The following is a 19,929-nucleotide window of genomic DNA, read 5'->3' as shown; positions in this document are numbered from 1 at the left end:
ATTTGTCTGTTTACCGGACATTTTTTTCACAAATGGATGACCTGACGCTGACACGCCGCTCCTTAAGGTGGTGACATCAGCAATTCAGGAGTCCAGGTGATGGCCGGTCCGATCAAACTCGATTTTTCCGAGAAGTACGACGATCAACACGCGCAGAAATACCTGCGCAAGCACAAAGAAAGCCTTGGACGGCGTCTCTCCCACTGGCGTGACGAACAGCTGGCCCGCAAGGCGCTGGCGTCGGTGGGTGAACCGGGACTGGTGCTGGATCTGCCTTGCGGTGCCGGGCGTTTCTGGCCCTTGTTGGGCGAAAAGGCCAACCGGGTGATTATCGGCGCGGACAATTCCGAATCGATGATCAAGACGGCAATGCAGTCGCAACCGGCCGATGTGGTGAAACGGGTACAACCCTTGCACACCTCTGCCTTCGATATTGCCTTGCCTGACAACGCCGTCGACAGCATTTTCTGCATGCGTCTGCTCCACCACATCGGTGAAGCCGAGCATCGCCGGGCGATTCTGCGCGAATTCGAGCGCGTTACCCGGGACAGTGTGATCGTTTCGCTGTGGGTTGATGGCAATTTCAAAGCCTGGAAACGCCAGCGAGCCGAGCGCAACCGTGACAAACGCGAGTATCAGAATCGCTTTGTGTTACCGGCCGCTACGGTGGAAAAGGAGTTCGAGGAAGCAGGTTTTCGGATTCAGGAACAACTGGACTTTATTCCGCTCTACGCCATGTGGCGGGTTTACGTATTACGCAAGAGGTAACAGGATGGCAGTGCAATTTGCAGCAGAAACGGATGTCGCTCCGCAAGATCGCTTTGACTTTTACTGGAACCAGCGCGGCGAGTGGGTGGAAGAACCCAATGTTCGACGTGGCGGGGAAAGTGGCGTGCAAAGGGTCGTGGGGCGCGATGGTCAACTGCTGTATGCCAAGCGCCAGACCGGTCACATCTATCGCAGTTGGTTGCACCCTTTTGGCCGTCCTACTGTTTTGCGTGAACTTGATGCGCTGACCGGCGTGAGCAAGCTCGGTGTGCGCGTGCCGCAAATCGTTTTCTGCGGCGCTCAGCCTGATCCGCAGCACAAATGGCGCGCTCTGCTGGTCACCAAGTCCCTGGACGGTTTCCAGGAACTGGAACATTGGCTGGCGGCTGCCGGCGGTCGCGATCAGTGCGGTGATGTGGTTTATGAGCGCGTGCTCAAGGACCTCGCCGAGAACCTGGCGCGCATGCACAAAGGCCGTTGGCAGCACAGCTGCATCTACATCAAACACGTGTTTGTGCGTGTGACGGGCGAAGGCGAGTCGGCCAAGGTCGAAGTCGCGTTGATCGATCTGGAGAAATGCCGCCAGCGTCTGACCGCCTATCGCGCCGCTTCCCACGACATGAAGCAATTGCGCCGCCATTCGTCGTTCCGCGACACGGACTGGAAAAAACTCGTCTACTTTTATGAGACGGCGTTTGGCAGCGCTATCAAAGGTTTATAGCGATGAAACTAGAAATTGCACGAGGTTTGTTTTTGGTTGGAGCCTTGGCAGTTGCGTCATTGGCGGTGGCTGCCTGGGAGCAGCCCCGCATGCAGGTAGTGGGCTCGTCCGTAGACGACGCCCACTGCGCAGTCCCACGGGTGGCAAAAGCCTCCGTGGCGACCAAACCCGATCATGATCTGTTGTTGTTCATGTTCGGACTTTCTCAAGGGATGAGGCCGCAGAGTTGAACCGATTGAAGCCCATATAAAAGGCCTCGCAGATGCGAGGCCTTTTTTTATGCGCGGATTTTATGGATAAACGCCAACCCATGTGGGAGCGAGCCTGCTCCGGGCGGCGTTCCCACACAGGGTTACGCGGTTGGTTTGGGATCGGGTTTCGCCAGCAGGGTGTAAACGCACGGCAACACAAACAGCGTAAACAACGTGCCAATCGACATCCCCGTGGCAATCACCATGCCGATATCAAACCGACTGACCGCGCCGGCACCCGTGGCGAGAATCAACGGCACCATGCCAAACACCATCGCCGCCGTGGTCATCAACACCGGGCGTAAACGAATCGCTGCCGCTTCCTCAACGGCTTCACGCGCCGTCAGGCCTTTATCCTTGCGCAATTGGTTGGCGAACTCGACGATCAGAATCCCGTGTTTACTGATCAGCCCGATCAGCGTCACCAACCCGACCTGGGTATAGATGTTCATGCTCGACCAGCCGAGGAATAGCGGTATCAGCGCGCCGCAGATCGACAACGGCACCGTCACCAGGATCACCAGCGGATCGCGGAAGCTTTCGAATTGCGCCGCCAGCACCAGAAAGATAATCGCCAGCGCCAGCGCGAAGGTTACCCACAGGGCACTGCCTTCCTGCACGAACTGTCGCGATGCGCCGCCGTAGTCGAAAGCAAACCCGGCCGGTGCTTCTTCGCGGGCAATCTGCAACACGGTGTCGATGGCTTCACCCATGCTCACCAACGGGAAACCGGAGATCTTCGCGGCGTTAAGTTGCTGGAACTGATTGAGCTGGCGCGGTCGTGCGCGGTCGCTGACCTTGATCAGCGTCGACAGCGGCAATAACTCGCCCTGAGTGTTTTTCACGTAGTAGTTGTTCAGCCAGTCCGGGTTATCGCGATAGGGGCGCTCGACCTGGGCAATGACCTTATAGCTGCGCCCATCAATGGTGAAACGGTTGATTTCCGCCTCGCCCAACAGCGTCGCCAGCGTGCCACCGAGATCCTGCATCGACACGCCCATCTGCGCTGCTTTGGCGCGGTCGATATCGACCACCACCTCGGGTTTGTCGAACGCCAGATCGAGATCGACGAAGGCGAACTTGCCCGACTCCATTGCACGTTTCTTGATCCGGTCAGCCACTTGCAGCAGCAGTTCATAGTCGTTGGCGGTGTTGACCACAAACTCGAACGGCAAGCCTTCGCCGGTGCCGGGCAGGGAGGGCAGGTTGAAACCAAAGATCTGCAGGCCGGGGATGGCACCCAGTTTGCCTTGTACCTCGGGGAGGATCTGCATCTGCGTGCGACTGCGCTCATTCCACGGCTTGAGCAGGAAGCCGCCGATCCCCGCCTGTACACCGTTGTAGCCGTTGATCTGGAACGAGGAGTAGTACTCCGGGAACTCTTTGAAGATCTTGATGAATTCGTCGGTGTAGGTGCTCAGGTAATCGAGGTTGGTTGGCTGCGGCGCAGTGGCCATCATGAAAATGATGCCCTGATCTTCGTCCGGGGCCAGTTCCGATTTGGTGAACTTGAGAAACACCGGGATCAGGCACAACACGATCACTGCGAACACCAGCACCACCGGCCGCGTGTTCAGCGTGCCGTGCAGCATGCTCTGATAGCGGCGCTTGAGGCCGTCAAAAATGCGGTCGAGGCGATGCGCGAGGCCGCTGGGATTTTCCTCGTGGCGCAGCAAAAACGCGCACATCATCGGCGACAGGGTCAGGGCGACGATCCCGGAAATCACCACGGCGCCGGCCAGGGTCAGCGCAAACTCCTTGAACAACGCCCCGGTCAGCCCGGTGAGGAAACCGATCGGCGCATACACCGCCGCCAGGGTGATGGTCATCGACACCACCGGCATGGCGATTTCCCGTGCGCCTTCCAGCGCCGCATCAAATGGCGTCTTGCCTTCCTCGATATGCCGGTGAATGTTTTCCACCACGACAATCGCATCGTCCACCACCAGACCGATGGCCAGCACCATCGCCAGCAGCGTCAGCAGGTTCATCGAGTAACCCATCATCTGCATGAAGAACATCACGCCGATCATCGACAGCGGAATGGTCACCACCGGGATTAGCACCGAGCGCAATGCGCCGAGGAACAGGAACACCACGACGATGACGATCAGCACCGCCTCGAACAGGGTTTTTACCACTTCATCGATCGAGGCCTGGATAAACAGCGTGGCGTCGTAGGCGATCTCGCTTTTCAGGTTCGGCGGCAGTTGCGCTTCCAGCTCGGGCATCAGCTTGCGCACTTCCTTGATCACATCCAGCGGGTTGGCGCCGGGGGTGGCCTTGATGCCGATGTACACCGACGGCGTGCCGCCAAACGAGCTGATCGAATCGTAGTTTTCTGCGCCCATTTCCACCCGCGCGACATCACTCAGCAACACGCGGCTGTCGCCACTGACCTTGAGCGGAATCGCCGCGAAGGCTTCAGCGGATTTCAGTTCGGTGTTGGCGTTGATGCTGGTGACCACATACTCGCCTTTCACTTCGCCGGCGGCGGAGAGGAAGTTGTACTGGCGCACGGCGTTGGTCACATCGCTGGCGCTGAGGCCGAAACCGGCGAGTTTCACCGGGTCGAGCCACAGGCGCATGGCGAACACCTGATTGCCGAGAATCTCCGCCTCGGCCATGCCCGGCAAGGTCGCCAGTTTTGGCTGGATCACCCGTGACAGGTAGTCGGTAATTTGCGGGTTGCTCAAGTCCTTGCTGAAGAAACTGATGTACATCAGCGCCGAGGCGTCGGCGGACTCCTTGCTCAGCACCGGGTCTTCGGCGTCCTGTGGCAGCTTGTTTTTCACCTCGTTGGCTTTGGCCAGCAGCTCGGTGAACAAACGGTCGGTGTTGGAGCCGATGCGCGCGTAGATCGAGATCACCGAGAAGTTCTGCCGGCTGACCGAAGTCATGTAGTCGATGCCTTCGGCGCTGGCGAGGCTCTGCTGCATCGGCTGGGTGATGTAGCCCTGAATGGTTTCGGCGTTGGCTCCGGGATAAGCGGTGGTCACCGTGATCAGGGCGTTTTCCATTTGCGGGTATTGGCGCAGCGGCAACTTGCTCCAGGCCTGAAAGCCCAGCAGCACAATCAACAGGCTGACCACGGTGGCGAGCACCGGGCGGCGAATGAACGGATCAGTAAAAGCCATGGGATTTCCTTGATCAGTCGGCGCGCGGCGGACTGTTCTGCTCGCCGAGGGTCTTGTCGTCGCTGATGGCAATGTGGGCACCGTTGTCCAGTTTGATCTGGCCAGCCGTCACCACTTGTTCGCCACTTTGCACGCCCTTTTTGATCATCACCAGGCCATCGCGGCGTTCACCGGTTTCGATGAAGCGGCGTTCGGCGATCAGCACCGGTTGGCCCTTGTCGTCCTTTTCGACGCTGCCGTCTTCGGCTTTCTTTTGCCCGACCACGTAGATCGAGTTGCCGTAGAGGGTGTAGGTGATCGCGCTCTCCGGCACGACAATGTGTTTCTGCGGATCCGGCAACAGCACCTCGAGGCTGGCGAACATGCCCGGCAGCAATTTGCCGTCGGGGTTGGCCAGCGTGGCGCGAACCAGAATGTTGCGCGTTGTGCTTTCGACGATCGGGTTGATCGCGCTGATCTTGCCGGCGAAGTTTTGCTTGGGATAGGCGGCGACAGCGATCTGCACAGGCTGACCGATGGCCAGTTTCGGCACCGATTGTTCGGGCAGGTAGAAGTCGGCGTAGAGGCTGCTCAGATCTTGCAGCGTGGCGATTTTGGTGCCGCTGGCGAGGTAGTCGCCGACGTCGACCTGACGGATGCCGATGGTGCCGCTGAACGGTGCGAGGATGCGTTTTTTCGCCAGCGAAGCGTTGAGCTGATTGACCGTGGCTTTATTTTTCTGCAGTACAGCGGAGAGCCGGTCGTACTCGCCTTTGGAGATTGCGCGGCTATCGACCAGTTGCGCGCCACGGCCGAAGTCCAGTTGCGCCAGCCCGAGATCAGCCTTGGCGGTTTCCAGCAGGGCAGTTTCGACGCCACTGTCGAGTTGCAGCAAGGGTTGCCCGGCCTTGACCTTCTGTCCGGACTCGAACTTGAGTTCGGTGACGGTGCCGGCCACTTCCAGGCTCAGCTCGACACCTTGCAGCGCCTTGAGAGAGCCGACGGTGGGCAAACGCATCTGCCACGGTTGCTCGGTGGCATTGGCCACGGCAACGCTGATTGGCGGTTTCGGCTTGGAAAAGCCCTGGATCATTGTGTAGATCGAAAAGGCTTTGTATCCGCCCAGCACCAGGACGATCAACAAAACAACACCCAACATGATCAGCATGCGGCGACGCAGCATATTTCCAGTTCCTTGGATAAATCAGGTGAGACAGGCGGGCACATTACTCCGAGTACAGGGGGGATTCCAACTGGCAGTTCTTACAGGGGGGCGCAAAAAGACCGGAGCCTGCGGCAGTTCCTGCAGAGGAGTGCATTCCAATGCAGGAGCTGCCGCAGGCTGCGATCTTTTAAGGCAGTTTTACGCCATCAAGTGCAGATGGTTGTCCCAGAGCCCCGCCGGTAATTCCAGTGGCTTGGCCAGCAGCTCATCCTGACGGCAATCGTAGTAACGGCAACGTCCTTGCCCGGAGGTCACGACAAAACCGTCCTTCACCGCACCCACACCCGCGCAATCGGGCAACGGCGCGTCGAGGCGCACCTCGCCACTGTCCAGATCCCAGATAAAGAAGCGGTTGCCACGCGGCGCCGTCAGCGCAACCAGGCGCAAGTCGCTGTGCACCGCAACACTTGCGGTGTAATGCCCCATCGACTGCAACTGATGCTCCGGCACCGGGAACGCCACGAACGGCTGCCCCGGACGCTTGATCGCCAGCAACTCCGAACGCTCATGCGAGGCGCCCATGAACTGCTGACCGGCGACGATGGTGCCGTCGCTGGCGATGCCCAGATGGCGCACGCTGTTCATCTGCTGGGCGAGCGTTTCCTTGCTCAGCAGGGTGCCATCGCGCTGCATCAGCACCAGACTTGGCTCCATGGCGTTGAGGTTCATGTCGACGCGGCTTTCCGCCTCGGTACGAATCCCGCCATTGGCCACCACCAGCGTCTCGCCGTCAGGCATCCACGACACCTGATGCGGACCGAGACCGTGGGTGGAAATCTCGCCCGTGTGCACCAGTCGCTCGCCTTCGAACTTGTAGACGCCGAGCAGGCCACGGCCAGGATCGGTGGTGTCGTTCTCGGTGGCGTACAGGTATTCGCCGTCCTTGTGCACCACGGCGTGGCCGTAGAAGTGCCGGTTCGGCTGCGAGGTCACGGTCTGCAGCAACTTACCGTTGCGCAGGTCGATCAGGTAGCTTTCGGTGCCCGGACGCCGCGCGACGAACAGCGCAATCGGCTGCGTCGGATGGTTGATGATGTCGTGGCAACGCTGCCCGACTTCGGTGGCGAACACCCGCGTGCCATCCAGCCGATAGCCGACGGCGTAGTGTTTGCCGTCGGTGTCGTCGCGCGCCGACAGCAACAGCGGGCTCTGATCCTTGCGTTTGAACAGCGTCCAGCCGCCCAGCGTCACTGCTCCCAGCAGTGCACTACCTAAAGTCAGAACCTGACGTCGCAGCATGGCACTTGCCCTCATCAGTCACCGTCGTTGGCGTTGAAGCCCAGTTGGATGCCCAGCGCCTTGGCCAGTTCGCCTTCGTGCAGGCGATGGACCACGTTAAGGCTGTCGTAGATGTCGTTCAGTTGCTGACGACCGGCGTCGTCTTCGAGCATTTCGCCGAGCGAACGCTGAGTGCTGTCGAACAGTTTCAGCGAAGCGGCGTAGGCCGCGTCGATCTTGTCGGCCAATGGCTTCTGATCGCTTGGCAGCAGGCTGCGCAGGCCTTTGTTGTCGACACCTTCCCAGACGGTTTTGGCAGCGGCGAGGCTGGCCTCCAGTGCGGTCAGCGAGGACTGGCTGCGCCAGGCATCGGCTTGGAACGGTTGAGGCACGCCTTTGCTCTGACGGCCCATTGGCGTGCCGAGTTTTTTCTTCAGAGTGTCCAGTGCAGTGACTTGCACACGCAGCAGATCGGCGATCGCTTCGTGGGAGTCGGCGTAGCGCTGGTTGGGGAACTTGGTCATCTGCGCGAGCATGCCGTCAGTGTTGTTCCAGCCCTGCAGAATCTCTTCGGCCAGTTGCTTCTGTCGTTCGCCAATGGCGATCAGCAGTGGGCAGTACTTGGCTTTCTGCTCGGCGTTGGCCACGTCAGGCTTGGCGTCGAACAGGATGTACTCGTACGCCGACAGACCTTGAACGACTACGCTCGATTTGGCCAGGGCGGCGGCGTCGATCTGCGGCTGCGCGACGACCAGTTGCTCGACCTGACGGCCGACGAGGTTCTTCTTGTCCGGCCAGAACTGTACCTGCCACGAACGGTTGCCCTCGGCCAACGGGCCGATCAGCAGCGGTTGCAGCTCGGCCCAGGCTTTCTGCGCGTGCAGGAAATCGGCGCGGGCGGTTTCCAGGGTTTCCTTGCCCTGGCAGTAGGCGAGGGCGCTGACCGCCAGTTGCTTGTCGGCCTCGACCCAACGGGTGTAGGTCGGCAGGATCACCGATTTGGCGATGGCCGCCGACGTGACCGCTTGCGGATCCTGTGGCGAGCAGGCGCCGAGGGCGAGCGCGGCAAGGCTGGTGAACAGTAGCTTGGGACGGAACATGTCGGGCTCCCGATTCTTTTTCAGTGTTTAAAGTGAGTTCAAAAACGCCAGCAGCGCGGCACGCTGCTCGGCATTGAAAGACAAAACCTGTTGCTGCGCGGCTTGTGCTTCGCCGCCATGCCAGAGCACCGCTTCGAGCAGATTGCGCGCGCGACCGTCATGCAAAAACTGTGTGTGGCCGCTGACGGCTTGCGTCAGGCCGATCCCCCACAACGGCGGCGTGCGCCAGTCGCGGCCGGAGGCCTGGAATTCCGTACGGTTGTCGGCCAGGCCGTCGCCCATGTCATGCAGCAACAGATCGCTGTATGGACGAATCACCTGATTGGCCAGTTCAGGTTCGGCTGCGTTGGCGGCGGTGGTGTATTTCGGTGTATGGCACGACTGGCAGCCGGCCTGGAAAAACAGGCTCTTGCCGGCCAGCACTTGTGCATCGTTGACGCCACGCCGCGCGGGTACGGCGAGGTTACGGCTGTAGAACAGCACCAGACGCAGGATGTTGTCGCTGACTTCCGGCTCGCCGTCCGGGCCATTGCCGTTTGGCGCCTGTTTGCAGGCAGTTTGCGCCTCGGTGCAGTCATCGAAGGGGCGCAGACTGGTGGTGAGACCCATGTCACCGGAAAACGCGTGGACGTTCTGTTGATTGAGGTTCGGTTGCCCGGCTTTCCAGCCGAATCTGCCCATGACGGTCTTCTGCAACGCATCATCCCAGACCTGATTGGGACGGCCATTGATGCCTTTGTTGTCTTTGGCTTGCGCGGCGGCGTTGGCCAGAATCGCTTCTTCGGGGATCGCTTCGAGCAGGCCCAGACCAATCATCGGCGGGGCAACGCGGGCCGAGAAACGCGTGTCCGGGTGCATCGGGCCGTAGCCCAGTTGGGTGATCTGCAACACTGGCTTGCGCAATTCGACTTCGGTGCCGTCCTTGAAACGCACGGGCACTGGCGTGTAATCGACGCGCACTTTGCCTTCCGGGGCGACGCCGGGCACGGCCATGTCCTGGAACTGACCGCCGTAGACCGGCTCCGGCACTACGCCAGCCTGCTCGATGAGCCGGGCATATTCCGGCGCGTCGGGGATCGACAGCCTGACCAGCATCGACACCGCGTTGGCCGCATCCGGCGTCGGTGGGTGGCCGCGACCGTCCTTGATGTGGCAGTTCTGGCAGGCGTTGGTGTTGAACAACGGGCCGAGGCCATCGCGCGCCGTGGTGGTCGACGGTGCGATCACCCATGGGCTGCGGAAGAAACTGTTGCCGACACTGAAGTCCACTCGCCGTGACGGTGGCAGGTTGGCCGAGGGCAGGGAGAATGCGTTCTGATCGGTCTTGCGCACGGTCGCTGCACCGCCCGAACGTGCTTCACCCGGCTCAGCCTTGGTGAAACGCGGGGCGTCATCGCAGGCACTCAGGCCCAGGGCCAGCAACAGTGCGGACAAGCGAAGAGGCAGCGAGGGCATCAGACATCCTGCGGACGGGCGAAAATAAAGGCGCAAAGTCTAACAGGGCGAAGGAGTTTGAATAAGAGGAATTATCGTTTGCTTGATATGAAGCAAACCTAAAGGCCAATGCAAACCTTGTGGGAGCGAGCTTGCTCGCGAAAGCGGAGTTCGTCGCTCTGCTGGTGTTGCGCCAGATGCCGCCTTCGCGAGCAAGCTCGCTCCCACAGGGATTGGTGGTGCACTTGATATTGGGTACACCTTGAAGCAGGGGGTTGTGTTTGGCATGCATGAAAAAGGCGACCCGAAGGTCGCCTTTTTTGAATCGGACGCAGTGATCAGAACTCGTGATCAGCGTTGTCCGGGTTCAGGTCGCTGATGCCCAGTTTGCCGGCAGCGGCTTCGATCGAACCAGTCTGCTTGACCAGCGAGGCGATGGCGTCGCGAACGATCTGGTTGCCCGCAGTGTTGCCGGCAGCGATCAGTTGGTCGTAGTGCTCACCCTTGTTGGCGTGATCGACCATGACCTGGATCTTCGCTTCGGTAGCGGCCAGATCGGCTTTCAGTGCGGTGTCGGCAGCCGGGTCGGCCTTGGCCACCAGCGACGACAGGCTGGCGCCGGTCATTTTGGTGCCGTCAACACGGGTGTACTCGCCCAGGTAGACGTTACGAATGCCTTTGGCATCGTAGAAGTGCGAGTTGTGGGTGTTGTCGCTGAAGCAATCCTGCTCGTCTTCAGGGGAGTTGGCTTCGAGGGAAACCTTCATACGTTCGCCCGCCAGTTCACCCAGGGACAGGCTGCCCATGCCGAAGAGCATTTTGCGCAGACCGGTTTCGCCCGGCTCGGCTTCCAGGGTGGCACGGTAGTTGTCAGCCACGTTCGGCTTCCAGTTGCCGACCATTTCTTCCAGGTCGCTGACCAGCAGTTGGGTCACGGACTTCAGGTAAGCACGACGACGATCGTTGTGACCGCCAGTGGCGCCGGCGCCTTCCAGGTAGTCGGAGGCCGGACGGTTGCCAGCGCCAGGGCCGGTGCCGTTGAGGTCCTGGCCCCACAGCAGGAATTCGATCGCGTGGTAGCCGGTGGCGACGTTGGCTTCGGAACCGCCCAGCTCGTTGAGGCTGGCGAGTTTTTCCGGGGTGATGTCTTTGACGTCGACCTTGTCTTCGCCGACCTGAACTTCGGTGTTGGCAATGATGTTGGCGGTGGCGCCCGGGTTACCCAGTGCGTGCTCGTAGGATTTGTCGACGTAGTCGATCAGACCCTCGTCCAGTGGCCAGGCGTTAACCTGACCTTCCCAATCGTCGATGATGGTGTTGCCGAAGCGGAACACTTCGCTCTGCAGGTACGGAACGCGCGCGGCGACCCAGGCAGCCTTGGCGGCTTTCAGGGTGTCGGCGTTGGGCTTGGCGAGGAAGGCGTCGACGGCGGTCTGCAGGGTTTTCGCGGTGGATTCGGCATCGCTGTAAACGGCGAAGACCATGTCGGCGTAGTGCGCGACCACAGCCTTGGCGGCGGCTTCGTCGACTTTACCGGCAGCGGCAGGCGCCGCAGGTGCGCTGGTGCTGGCGGCTGGGGTCGGTGCGGCCGGAGCGGCGGCCTTGTCTTTGCCTTCGCCGCAACCGGCGAGGGAAATAGCGATGGCCAGCAGACTGGCGGTAGCCAGAGGCATACGAATCATGGCGAACATCCTGCTTCGATAGTTGAGTGGACTCGCGCTGGGGGTGCGCAAAACTGCGACATAATGCAAATCTTTCGCATTATGTGTAAAGGGTTGTGGCTGGAAATATTTCTTATTTACGCAGATCAAAAGATCGCAGCCTGCGGCAGCTCCTACAGTGGGAACGCATTCCAAATGTAGGAGCTGCCGCAGGCTGCAATCTTTCGATCTTCTAGAGAATGGCCGCGTTACTGCGTTGCGCCTGTTTGAGATAGGCGCCCAGTTCCCGGGCCGGCAGCGGTTTGCTGTAGTGGTAACCCTGACCTTCGTGGCAGCCTTCGGAGATGATGTAGCTTTCCTGTTCGGCGGTTTCCACGCCCTCGGCAATCACCTGCATGCCCAGGCTCTTGCCCAGTTGAATGATCGCGCGAACGATGGTCGCATCGTCGTCGTCATCGAGCAGGTCCTGAACGAAGCTCTTGTCGATCTTGATCTTGTCCAGCGGCAGGCTTTTCAGATAGCTCAGGGATGAATAGCCGGTGCCGAAGTCATCGATGGCGATCAAAGCGCCAGAGCGGCGCAGGCTGAGCAAGTGCTGGGCGGCGGTGCTGATGTCTTCCATCAGGCCGGTTTCGGTGACCTCCAGTTCCAGACTGCGCGGTGGCAGGCGGTACATCTGCAGCAGGTTGTTGACCACGCGCGGCAATTCGGCGTGGTGCAGTTGCACGGTCGATAGATTCACTGCCATGCGCAGGTCGGCGAAACCCATATCGTGCCATTCGCGCAATTGCTTGCAGGCCTGATCGAGCACCCATTCGCCAATGGCGATGATCGTGCCGTTCTGCTCTGCCAGCGGAATGAACAGGTCCGGCGGCACCAGACCGTGTTCCGGATGCTGCCAGCGAATCAGCGCTTCGACGCCGACCACGCGGTGATCGCGATAGCTGATCTGCGGCTGATAGACGAGATAGAACTGATCACGCAACAGCGCATCGCGCAGGTCTTTTTCCAGTTCACGACGACGGCGCATCTCGCTATCTACACTGGCGATGTAGAACTGATAGCGGTTGCGCGAGCGGGTCTTGGCCAGGGTCATGGTCTGCTCGGCCTTCTGCAACAGCTTCTCGGTGCTGTCGCCGTCCTCCGGGAACAGGGTGATGCCAATGGTCGCGCGCAGGCGGATTTCCTGATGGTCGAGGGCGAACGGCGCCTCCAGATCATCAAGGATGCTTTGCGCCAGTTCGGCCGCTTCGTAAGGTTGCTCGATATCCGCTTGTACCAGTGCGAACTGGTCGCCGCCGAGGCGGGCGAGGGCGCCGAGGCGGCCGCTGTGGGCGCGCAGACGATCGGCCAGGGCCAGCAACAATTGGTCGCCGGTCTGGTAGCTGAATTGCTCGTTGATGCCTTTGAAATCATCCAGCCCCACGCACAACACCGCGACCCGGCGTTGCAGCTTGCCGGCGTCGACCAGAATCTTGTCCAGTTGCTGCTGGAGTTGCTGGCGATTCGGCAGGCCGGTGAGGAAGTCGTACTGGGCCATGCGCAGCAGGCTGTTTTCCGCTTCATGACGCAGATGGGTGTTGCGTTCGATCGACTCAAGCAACTGATTGGCGGTGTTGATCCAGATCCCCAGCTCGTTTTTTTCGTGGCCCTTGAGCTGCGGAATCTTGTGTTCGCTGGGGCGATCGGGGTTGATCTCGGTGAGGTGTTCGATGATCCGCGACAACGGCTTGGTCAGCAGCCAGTGATAGACCAGATACAACACCAGGCCCATCGCCAGTGCGCGCAAAACCCCGGAAATAAAGATGATCACCGAACTGACGATAAAGCCCTCGCCATAGGTGGCGGTGTCGAGGGTGATGCTCAGGTCGCCGTAGTACTCGCTGTACGGACCACGCCCTACCAGTTGCGTGGTGAAGGTGCGTTCCTGGCCGAGAATCAGGTCGGTCAGCCAGCGGCTGTTGGACTGCTGCAATTCGCGGGACTTCTGCGCGAGCATGGCTTCGTTGGGATGGCCGATAGAGGCCTGACGCACGGCATCGTCCTGGAACAGGCCTTCGATCACCTGCATGCCCATTTCCCGGTCGAGGCTGTAAACCGCCTGGGTCGAGGGATCGCGGAACATGTCGAGGATGCGTTCGGCGTCGCCGGCAACGGCCTGGCGGGTTTTGTAAGCATCGAAAACGATCTGTGCGCAGCTCAAGACTACGCCGACGATCAATGCCGACAGGAGCACGACCCGGAGCAACTTCACCGACAAGCTGTTCTTGAGTTCCAGCTTCAAAGGGTTATTCCTTGTTCCGTGCGGGTAGCGTCAAGTTGCCATGAGTATTGGCAATCCCGAGTTGGCAGTCAAAGGGACAATCAGACCGGGGACGATTCGCCCATAGCCTTGGCCGAAATGCTGCTGTCTGGAGTATTAGCCCTAATTTGTACTATGTCGGTAGTTTCGCCCCTCAACTTGAGCGGTTCGCAGCATTTTTTCCTCTTTTTGATGTTAGCCCGCTGTGGCATGGCGGCAAGCAGCGGCAGACAGCATTAAGCGTGAGAAAAACGCTATTTAAATGCAGGCATAAAAAACCCGGCAAAAGCCGGGTTTTTTGACTGGCGCGCAGCTTAAGCGGTGAAGGTTTTGCCTTCGAACTGCTCAGCAACGAACTTCCAGTTGACCAGGTTCCAGAACGCTTCGACATACTTCGGACGAACGTTGCGGTAGTCGATGTAGTAAGCGTGTTCCCAGACGTCGCAGGTCAGCAGCGGGGTGTCGCCGCTGGTCAGCGGGTTGCCGGCGCCGATGGTGCTGGCCAGAGCCAGGGAACCGTCAGCCTTTTTCACCAGCCAGCCCCAGCCGGAACCGAAGGTGCCGATCGAGGTTTTGCTGAACTCTTCCTTGAACTTGTCGAACGAACCGAAAGCAGCATTGATGGCTTCAGCCAGCGCGCCGGTTGGTTGACCGCCGGCGTTTGGCGCCAGGCAGTTCCAGTAGAAAGTGTGGTTCCAGACCTGAGCGGCGTTGTTGAAGATACCGCCCGAGGAAGTCTTGACGATTTCTTCCAGGGTCTTGCCTTCGAACTCGGTGCCTGGCACCAGGTTGTTCAGGTTCACGACATAGGTGTTGTGGTGCTTGTCGTGGTGGTATTCCAGGGTTTCCTTGGAAATGTGCGGCTGCAGGGCATCGTGTGCGTAAGGCAGCGGCGGCAATTCGAAAGCCATGATGATTCTCCTAATCAGGTCTGTTGCGGTGAGCGCAAGGCCGATCACGGGCGGCCAGAAATGCACCGGCGAGTTTTTACTCTTTGCGGCGCAGGGTTTCGATCATAGCACCGGGGTTGCGCCATAACCACGCAACAACTGTGTGGGATAGAGGTTCCAGAGCGGTTTGGAATAAATCAGCTCGCCAATATCAACTGCCCGGCGACCGTGAACATCATCAGCGCCACCACCAGATCAAGAATCCGCCAGGTACTCGGCCGGGCCAGATATGGCGCCAACCACGCAGCACCCAGTGCCAACGTGAAAAACCACAGCAACGAAGCACTCGCCGCGCCCACTACATAAGCGCCCGGCACCGATTGCTGCGCGCCGAGCGAGCCGATCAGCAACACCGTATCCAGGTAAACGTGCGGGTTGAGCAGCGTCACCGCCAAAGCGCTGAGCATTACCGCACGCAGCGAACGCACGGTCTGATTCTCGCCTTGCCCCATGCTCTGTTTCGAACACGCCCTGCGCAGCGCCTGGCTGCCGTACCAGATCAGAAACGTCGCGCCGCCCCAACGGGCAATGGCGAGCAGCGTCGGGTTTTGCGCCAGAATCGTCGCCAGGCCGAATACCCCGGCCGCCACGAGCAGTGCATCGCAGATCACGCACAACGCCGCCACGGGCAGGTGATGTTCACGACGCAGGCTCTGCGCCAATACAAAAGCGTTCTGCGTGCCGATCGCCATGATCAGCCCGAACGCCACCAGCAGGCCGTTCACATAGCTTTGCCACATAACAATTACTCCGCGTTGGCTGCGAGATCGCGCAGCACTTGCATGGCGCGTTCGGCGTCGGCCTGGCCGACGAACAAATGGTCGTGGTAATAGCCGGCAATCACGTTGCAACTGATCCCGGCCTTGCCCAGTGCCGTGGCGAATGCGGCGGTGAGGCCCACGGCTTCCAGCGCCGAGTGCACGTTGAGGGTGATCCACGCGGCGATGTAGTCGAAACTGAAACCGGCCTGTTCAGCTTGGGAGCGTTCGAGAATCACGGTCAGGCCTTCCTGTTCGCGGAAGCTGCCGACGATCTCCAGATCCCTCGGTAACACGCCATCGGGCAGGGTGCAGAATACGTATTCGCCGGCGTTCAATTGCGGGCTCATGCTGCGCAACAAGGTTGTGAGTGAGGTTTCGCCAGCCATTGCAGTGATCCTTGATAAAGAGTGCTTGCTGGCTATTCTCCGGGCGAAACCTGTATAAGAAAAACCAATAGTGCTGATCGCTCATTAGGAAAACTGATGTTCGACTACAAATTGCTTTCTGCTCTGGCCGCTGTGGTCGAGCAGGCCGGCTTCGAACGGGCCGCGCAGGTGCTGGGTTTGTCGCAATCGGCGATTTCGCAGCGGATCAAACTGCTCGAAGCGCGGGTCGGCCAACCGGTGTTGATTCGCGGCACGCCACCGTCGCCGACCGAGATAGGCCGGCGTCTGCTCAACCATGTGCAGCAGGTGCGTCTGCTCGAGCGTGACCTGCAAACCCTTGTGCCCGCGCTGGACGAGGAGGGGGTGCCGGAACGTTTGCGCATCGCTCTTAATGCCGACAGCCTCGCCACGTGGTGGGCCAAAGCGGTGGGAGATTTTTGCGCCGAACAACATTTGCTGCTCGATCTGATTGTCGAAGACCAGACCGTCGGCCTCAAACGCATGCGCGCCGGTGAAGTGGCCGCGTGCCTCTGCGCCAGTGAACGGCCGGTGGCCGGGGCACGCAGTGTGTTGCTCGGGGCGATGCGTTATCGCGCGCTGGCCAGCCCGGCGTTCATCGCACGGCATTTCCCCGACGGCGTGCGCGCCGAGCAACTGCCACGCACCCCGGCGCTGGTGTTCGGCCCGGACGACTTCCTCCAGCATCGTTACCTCGCCTCGTTGGGCGTCGATGGCGGATTCGAACACCATTTATGTCCTTCCTCGGAAGGTTTTATCCGCCTGATCGAAGCCGGACTGGGCTGGGGCCTGGTGCCGGAACTGCAAGTGCGCGATCAATTGCAACGCGGGTTATTGCGTGAACTGCTGCCAGATAAACCGATCGACGTGCCGTTGTACTGGCATCATTGGCGTAATGGCGGTCAGTTGCTGGGCTTGCTGACCGAGCAATTGCTGCGTTCTTCGGCGCAATGGCTAGTGCCGTTGGACTGAGGGCCAGCGTCAAGACACTCGAATCAGGCAAAACGAAAGACATCGGAGCTTTACATGAAAATTCTGGTCACCGGCGCAAGCGGCTTCATTGGCGGACGCTTTGCGCGTTTCGCCCTGGAGCAGGGCCTGGACGTGCGGGTTAACGGTCGCCGGGCCGAGAGCGTCGAACATCTGGTGCGCCGTGGCGCCGAGTTTGTCCCCGGCGACCTGACCGATCCCGATCTGGTCCGCGAGCTGTGTTCCGACGTTGAAGCCGTGGTGCATTGCGCGGGCGCCGTCGGGCTGTGGGGCCGCTATCAGGACTTTCATCAAGGCAACGTGCAGGTCACCGAAAACGTTGTCGAAGCCTGTCTGAAACAGCGCGTCCGCCGTTTGGTGCATCTGTCGTCGCCATCGATCTATTTCGATGGCCGCGATCATTTCAACCTGACGGAAGAGCAAGTACCCAAGCGCTTCAAGCATCACTACGCCGCGACCAAATATCTGGCTGAGCAAAAGGTTTTCGGTGCGCAGGAGTTCGGCCTGGAAACCATTGCCCTGCGCCCGCGTTTCGTCACCGGCGCCGGTGATATGAGCATCTTCCCGCGCCTGCTTAATATGCAGCGCAAGGGCCGCCTGGCGATCATCGGCAATGGCCTGAACAAAGTCGATTTCACCAGCGTGCAGAACCTCAACGAAGCGATGCTCAGCAGCTTGCTGGCCGCCGGTTCCGCACTGGGCAAGGCCTACAACATCAGCAACGGTGTGCCGGTACCGTTGTGGGATGTGGTCAATTACGTGATGCGCAAAATGGAAGTGCCGCAGGTCACCAAGTACCGTTCGTATGGTCTGGCCTACAGCGTCGCGGCGCTCAACGAAGGTGCATGCAAGCTCTGGCCCGGGCGTCCGGAGCCAACCCTGTCGCGGCTCGGCATGCAGGTAATGAAAAAAAATTTCACCCTCGACATCAGCCGCGCCCGGCATTATCTCGACTACGATCCGAAAGTCAGCCTGTGGTCGGCGCTGGATGAGTTCTGCGGCTGGTGGAAAGCTCAGGACATCCGTTGAAACGATTCGGCCGGGCGGCAATGAACCGTGTAGCCGCTTGGGGGTCAATCCCTGCGGCTGCGGCGGTTATACTTCGCAGCATTTAGCCATCACCGCGTTTCACAAAGGTTGCCTCAATGTCCATGCGTAATGATGCCCACGACGATTTCGATGATGTCCCGAGCCTGCGGGCCGACACCTTCGACGACGATGACATTCCGACCACCGCCCGCACCTCCGTGCACTCGCGCACGCCGCCCGTGGTCAAGGTCAAGGCGGCCAGCACCGGCCCGTTGTGGGCGTTGGTCGGCGCATTGTTTTTCGCCTTCGTCGGTCTGGCTTGGTGGAGTTTCCAGCAAATCTCGTTGATGGAGCAGCAACTGGTTGCGACTCAGGAAAGCTTCGCGCGCATCAGTGAAGAAGCGGCGGGGCGCTTGCAGGACATTTCCGGCAAGGTCGTGGCCAGCCAGTCCAACGTCACCAGCGACAGCGAAGCCCTCAAGCTGCAGATCAAACAGCTTGAAGGCAAGCTGCTCGATCAGAGCAAACAGCAGCAAGGCGTCGCGGGGCAGGCCAGTGATCTGGACAAACGACTGGCACAGATGACCGCGCAGACCACTGAACAGCAGAATGCCAATACCCAGTTGCAGGCGCAGGTCAAAGCCTTGACTGCGGAACTGGCGACGGTGAAAAGCACACCGGCCGACACCAGCAAGGTCGATGCTCAGTTGAAGGCCTTTGACGCGCAGTTCAAAAGCCTCGGCGCCGACATCGCGGCGTTGAAGAAGCAGGGCAACCCGAGCGCGGCGATCGATCGCCTCGAACAGGAAATCGTCGTCCTCAAAAGCGAGCAGGACAACCGCCCGGCAGCCCCGCAAGGCGGCGGCAATACCGCCGAGTTCGACGCTTTCCGCGGGCAGATGACCCGCAACATCAATACCCTTCAGGCGCAGATTCAGAACCTGCAGCAGCAGATCAATTCCCGCCCGTAAGACTTGCTCAACAGTGGTGAGGCTTGCCTCACCACTTAAGCCGCGAAACGTTCAGAAACCCTCTGAATATCCATACATCAGCCCAAGCCGTCTACGCTCTTGAAACACCAACAAGAACGAGGGATGCGCTATGGGGTTTTTGCATAAAGTGGCCTGGCTCAGCGTGATGTTACTGGCCGGTTTCGGCCAGGCCAGCGCCGCCACGACCGCCAAGGATGACAGTCAGGCCGCCATCGCCTTGCTGGAAAAAGCCCTGGCCTATTACCACGACAATGGCGACAAGGCGTTCGCCGCGTTCAGCCGGCAGGGCGAGTTCGTCGACAAGGATCGCTACGTGTTCGTGGTCGACACCAAAGGCGTGATGCTCGCCAGCGGCGGGCCTTCATCAGCGTTGATCGGTCGTGACGTCAGTGAAGTGCTCGGCCCGGATTTGCAGAAAACCTTCAAGGACGCGTTGAAAGTGCCGGAAGGCAACGGCATCCAGCAGGCCGAATACCGTTGGCAGAACTGGTCGGACGGCAAGGTCGAGCGCAAGCATGTGTATTACCAGCGCATCGGTCAGCGGATTCTGGCGGTGGGTTACTACTTGCCGCGAGCCTCGGCCGAGCAGGCCAAGGCGTTGCTCGATAAAGCGGCGACTGATTTGGGCAAAGACGAGAAGGCCACGCTGACGGCGATCAACTCACTCAAGGGTGGCTACTTGCAGGACGACTTGTATGTGTTTGTGGTTGATCTGAACACCCAGCGCTACGTTGCCCACGGCACCAACCTGCGCTTGATCAACACCGACTTCGGCAAGATCAAGGATCCGGATGGCAAACCGGTGGGCGAGCCGATTCTGGCGCTGATCGGCAAGCAGGATGATGGTGAGTATGAATACCGCTGGAAGAACCCGGTGACCGGCAAGGTCGAGGACAAACATGCTTACCTGAAGAAGGCCGGGCATTTCCTTGTAGCCGTCGGTTACTACAGCCCCTGAGTGAAACACCGGCTTCCTGTAGGAGTGAGCCTGCTCGCGATGCGGTGTG

At 59.9% G+C, this 19,929-nt stretch carries 17 protein-coding genes; 7 read left to right on the top strand and 10 right to left on the bottom strand.

The features are described from left to right. Positions 1-99: 99 nt before the first annotated feature. Genes CLU80_RS06925 through CLU80_RS06915 form a run of 3 tightly spaced genes read left to right on the top strand, consistent with a single transcriptional unit; the run spans position 100 to position 1,719 of the window. The gene (locus tag CLU80_RS06925) at positions 100-768 is read left to right on the top strand and encodes a class I SAM-dependent methyltransferase (RefSeq protein WP_093430559.1); all 669 of its coding nucleotides are present in this window, start codon (positions 100-102) and stop codon (positions 766-768) included. Positions 769-772: 4 nt separating this feature from the next. After that, positions 773-1,489 carry a lipopolysaccharide kinase InaA family protein gene (locus CLU80_RS06920; RefSeq protein ID WP_093430558.1) on the top strand — a complete coding sequence of 239 codons (717 nt, stop codon included), beginning with the start codon at positions 773-775 and terminating at the stop codon, positions 1,487-1,489. Positions 1,490-1,491: 2 nt separating this feature from the next. Then, entirely contained in the window at positions 1,492-1,719 is a 228-nt protein-coding gene (locus tag CLU80_RS06915) for a hypothetical protein (RefSeq protein WP_093430557.1), read from the top strand. A 122-nt stretch (positions 1,720-1,841) separates the two neighbouring features. On the opposite strand, the gene CLU80_RS06910 is transcribed toward CLU80_RS06915, so the two are convergent. The 10 genes from CLU80_RS06910 to CLU80_RS06865 form a co-directional block, all read right to left on the bottom strand. Further along, positions 1,842-4,877, bottom strand: coding sequence for a multidrug efflux RND transporter permease subunit (locus tag CLU80_RS06910; RefSeq protein ID WP_099757044.1), 3,036 nt, complete (start codon positions 4,875-4,877; stop codon positions 1,842-1,844). A 13-nt stretch (positions 4,878-4,890) separates the two neighbouring features. Beyond that, the gene (locus tag CLU80_RS06905; RefSeq protein ID WP_099757043.1) at positions 4,891-6,039 is read right to left on the bottom strand and encodes an efflux RND transporter periplasmic adaptor subunit; all 1,149 of its coding nucleotides are present in this window, start codon (positions 6,037-6,039) and stop codon (positions 4,891-4,893) included. Positions 6,040-6,219: 180 nt separating this feature from the next. Next, the gene (locus CLU80_RS06900) at positions 6,220-7,320 is read right to left on the bottom strand and encodes a DUF1513 domain-containing protein (protein WP_093430554.1); all 1,101 of its coding nucleotides are present in this window, start codon (positions 7,318-7,320) and stop codon (positions 6,220-6,222) included. A gap of 14 nt (positions 7,321-7,334) precedes the next feature. After that, on the bottom strand, positions 7,335-8,399 hold the full coding sequence (locus CLU80_RS06895) for an imelysin family protein (protein WP_099757042.1): 1,065 nt from the start codon (positions 8,397-8,399) through the stop codon (positions 7,335-7,337). A 27-nt stretch (positions 8,400-8,426) separates the two neighbouring features. Further along, positions 8,427-9,854, bottom strand: a complete 1,428-nt coding sequence (locus CLU80_RS06890; protein ID WP_099757041.1) for a di-heme oxidoreductase family protein — start codon at positions 9,852-9,854, stop codon at positions 8,427-8,429. Positions 9,855-10,171: 317 nt separating this feature from the next. Further along, positions 10,172-11,515, bottom strand: coding sequence for an imelysin family protein (locus tag CLU80_RS06885; RefSeq protein ID WP_093430551.1), 1,344 nt, complete (start codon positions 11,513-11,515; stop codon positions 10,172-10,174). Between the two features lie 211 nt (positions 11,516-11,726). Beyond that, entirely contained in the window at positions 11,727-13,778 is a 2,052-nt protein-coding gene (locus CLU80_RS06880; protein ID WP_093430550.1) for a putative bifunctional diguanylate cyclase/phosphodiesterase, read from the bottom strand. A gap of 332 nt (positions 13,779-14,110) precedes the next feature. Continuing rightward, complete coding sequence (locus tag CLU80_RS06875) at positions 14,111-14,707, bottom strand: superoxide dismutase (RefSeq protein WP_007918933.1); 597 nt, start codon at positions 14,705-14,707, stop codon at positions 14,111-14,113. 176 nt (positions 14,708-14,883) lie between these two features. Next, a complete protein-coding gene (locus CLU80_RS06870) occupies positions 14,884-15,486 on the bottom strand; it encodes a LysE/ArgO family amino acid transporter (protein ID WP_099757040.1) in 603 nt (200 codons plus the stop codon). A 5-nt stretch (positions 15,487-15,491) separates the two neighbouring features. Beyond that, positions 15,492-15,893 carry an ACT domain-containing protein gene (locus CLU80_RS06865; RefSeq protein WP_099757039.1) on the bottom strand — a complete coding sequence of 134 codons (402 nt, stop codon included), beginning with the start codon at positions 15,891-15,893 and terminating at the stop codon, positions 15,492-15,494. A 96-nt stretch (positions 15,894-15,989) separates the two neighbouring features. On the opposite strand from CLU80_RS06865, the gene CLU80_RS06860 reads away from it, so the two are divergent. The 4 genes from CLU80_RS06860 to CLU80_RS06845 all read left to right on the top strand — a co-directional run bounded on the left by CLU80_RS06860 (position 15,990) and on the right by CLU80_RS06845 (position 19,880). After that, positions 15,990-16,883 carry a LysR family transcriptional regulator ArgP gene (locus tag CLU80_RS06860; protein WP_093430547.1) on the top strand — a complete coding sequence of 298 codons (894 nt, stop codon included), beginning with the start codon at positions 15,990-15,992 and terminating at the stop codon, positions 16,881-16,883. 54 nt (positions 16,884-16,937) lie between these two features. Then, positions 16,938-17,930, top strand: coding sequence for an NAD-dependent epimerase/dehydratase family protein (locus tag CLU80_RS06855; protein ID WP_093430546.1), 993 nt, complete (start codon positions 16,938-16,940; stop codon positions 17,928-17,930). Between the two features lie 116 nt (positions 17,931-18,046). After that, entirely contained in the window at positions 18,047-18,901 is an 855-nt protein-coding gene (locus CLU80_RS06850) for an ATPase (protein WP_093430545.1), read from the top strand. 130 nt (positions 18,902-19,031) lie between these two features. Beyond that, complete coding sequence (locus CLU80_RS06845; RefSeq protein WP_099757038.1) at positions 19,032-19,880, top strand: cache domain-containing protein; 849 nt, start codon at positions 19,032-19,034, stop codon at positions 19,878-19,880. Positions 19,881-19,929: the final 49 nt, after the last annotated feature.

It is taken from the genome of Pseudomonas sp. 29 (assembly GCF_002754355.1).
In the GTDB taxonomy this organism is placed as follows: Bacteria; Pseudomonadota; Gammaproteobacteria; order Pseudomonadales; family Pseudomonadaceae; genus Aquipseudomonas; species Aquipseudomonas neuropathica.
Note: the sequence above shows the minus strand (reverse complement) of the source record. Positions and strands in the feature narration are given on the sequence as shown.

What these genes read in the sequence shown, in the direction of transcription:
- CLU80_RS06925 (WP_093430559.1), top strand. Translation starts at nt 100, where the DNA reads ATGGCCGGTCCGATCAAACTCGATTTTTCCGAGAAGTACGACGATCAA.
- CLU80_RS06920 (WP_093430558.1), top strand. Translation starts at nt 773, where the DNA reads ATGGCAGTGCAATTTGCAGCAGAAACGGATGTCGCTCCGCAAGATCGC.
- CLU80_RS06915 (WP_093430557.1), top strand. Translation starts at nt 1,492, where the DNA reads ATGAAACTAGAAATTGCACGAGGTTTGTTTTTGGTTGGAGCCTTGGCA.
- CLU80_RS06910 (WP_099757044.1), bottom strand. Translation starts at nt 4,877, where the DNA reads ATGGCTTTTACTGATCCGTTCATTCGCCGCCCGGTGCTCGCCACCGTG.
- CLU80_RS06905 (WP_099757043.1), bottom strand. Translation starts at nt 6,039, where the DNA reads ATGCTGCGTCGCCGCATGCTGATCATGTTGGGTGTTGTTTTGTTGATC.
- CLU80_RS06900 (WP_093430554.1), bottom strand. Translation starts at nt 7,320, where the DNA reads ATGCTGCGACGTCAGGTTCTGACTTTAGGTAGTGCACTGCTGGGAGCA.
- CLU80_RS06895 (WP_099757042.1), bottom strand. Translation starts at nt 8,399, where the DNA reads ATGTTCCGTCCCAAGCTACTGTTCACCAGCCTTGCCGCGCTCGCCCTC.
- CLU80_RS06890 (WP_099757041.1), bottom strand. Translation starts at nt 9,854, where the DNA reads ATGCCCTCGCTGCCTCTTCGCTTGTCCGCACTGTTGCTGGCCCTGGGC.
- CLU80_RS06885 (WP_093430551.1), bottom strand. Translation starts at nt 11,515, where the DNA reads ATGATTCGTATGCCTCTGGCTACCGCCAGTCTGCTGGCCATCGCTATT.
- CLU80_RS06875 (WP_007918933.1), bottom strand. Translation starts at nt 14,707, where the DNA reads ATGGCTTTCGAATTGCCGCCGCTGCCTTACGCACACGATGCCCTGCAG.
- CLU80_RS06870 (WP_099757040.1), bottom strand. Translation starts at nt 15,486, where the DNA reads ATGTGGCAAAGCTATGTGAACGGCCTGCTGGTGGCGTTCGGGCTGATC.
- CLU80_RS06865 (WP_099757039.1), bottom strand. Translation starts at nt 15,893, where the DNA reads ATGGCTGGCGAAACCTCACTCACAACCTTGTTGCGCAGCATGAGCCCG.
- CLU80_RS06860 (WP_093430547.1), top strand. Translation starts at nt 15,990, where the DNA reads ATGTTCGACTACAAATTGCTTTCTGCTCTGGCCGCTGTGGTCGAGCAG.
- CLU80_RS06855 (WP_093430546.1), top strand. Translation starts at nt 16,938, where the DNA reads ATGAAAATTCTGGTCACCGGCGCAAGCGGCTTCATTGGCGGACGCTTT.
- CLU80_RS06850 (WP_093430545.1), top strand. Translation starts at nt 18,047, where the DNA reads ATGTCCATGCGTAATGATGCCCACGACGATTTCGATGATGTCCCGAGC.
- CLU80_RS06845 (WP_099757038.1), top strand. Translation starts at nt 19,032, where the DNA reads ATGGGGTTTTTGCATAAAGTGGCCTGGCTCAGCGTGATGTTACTGGCC.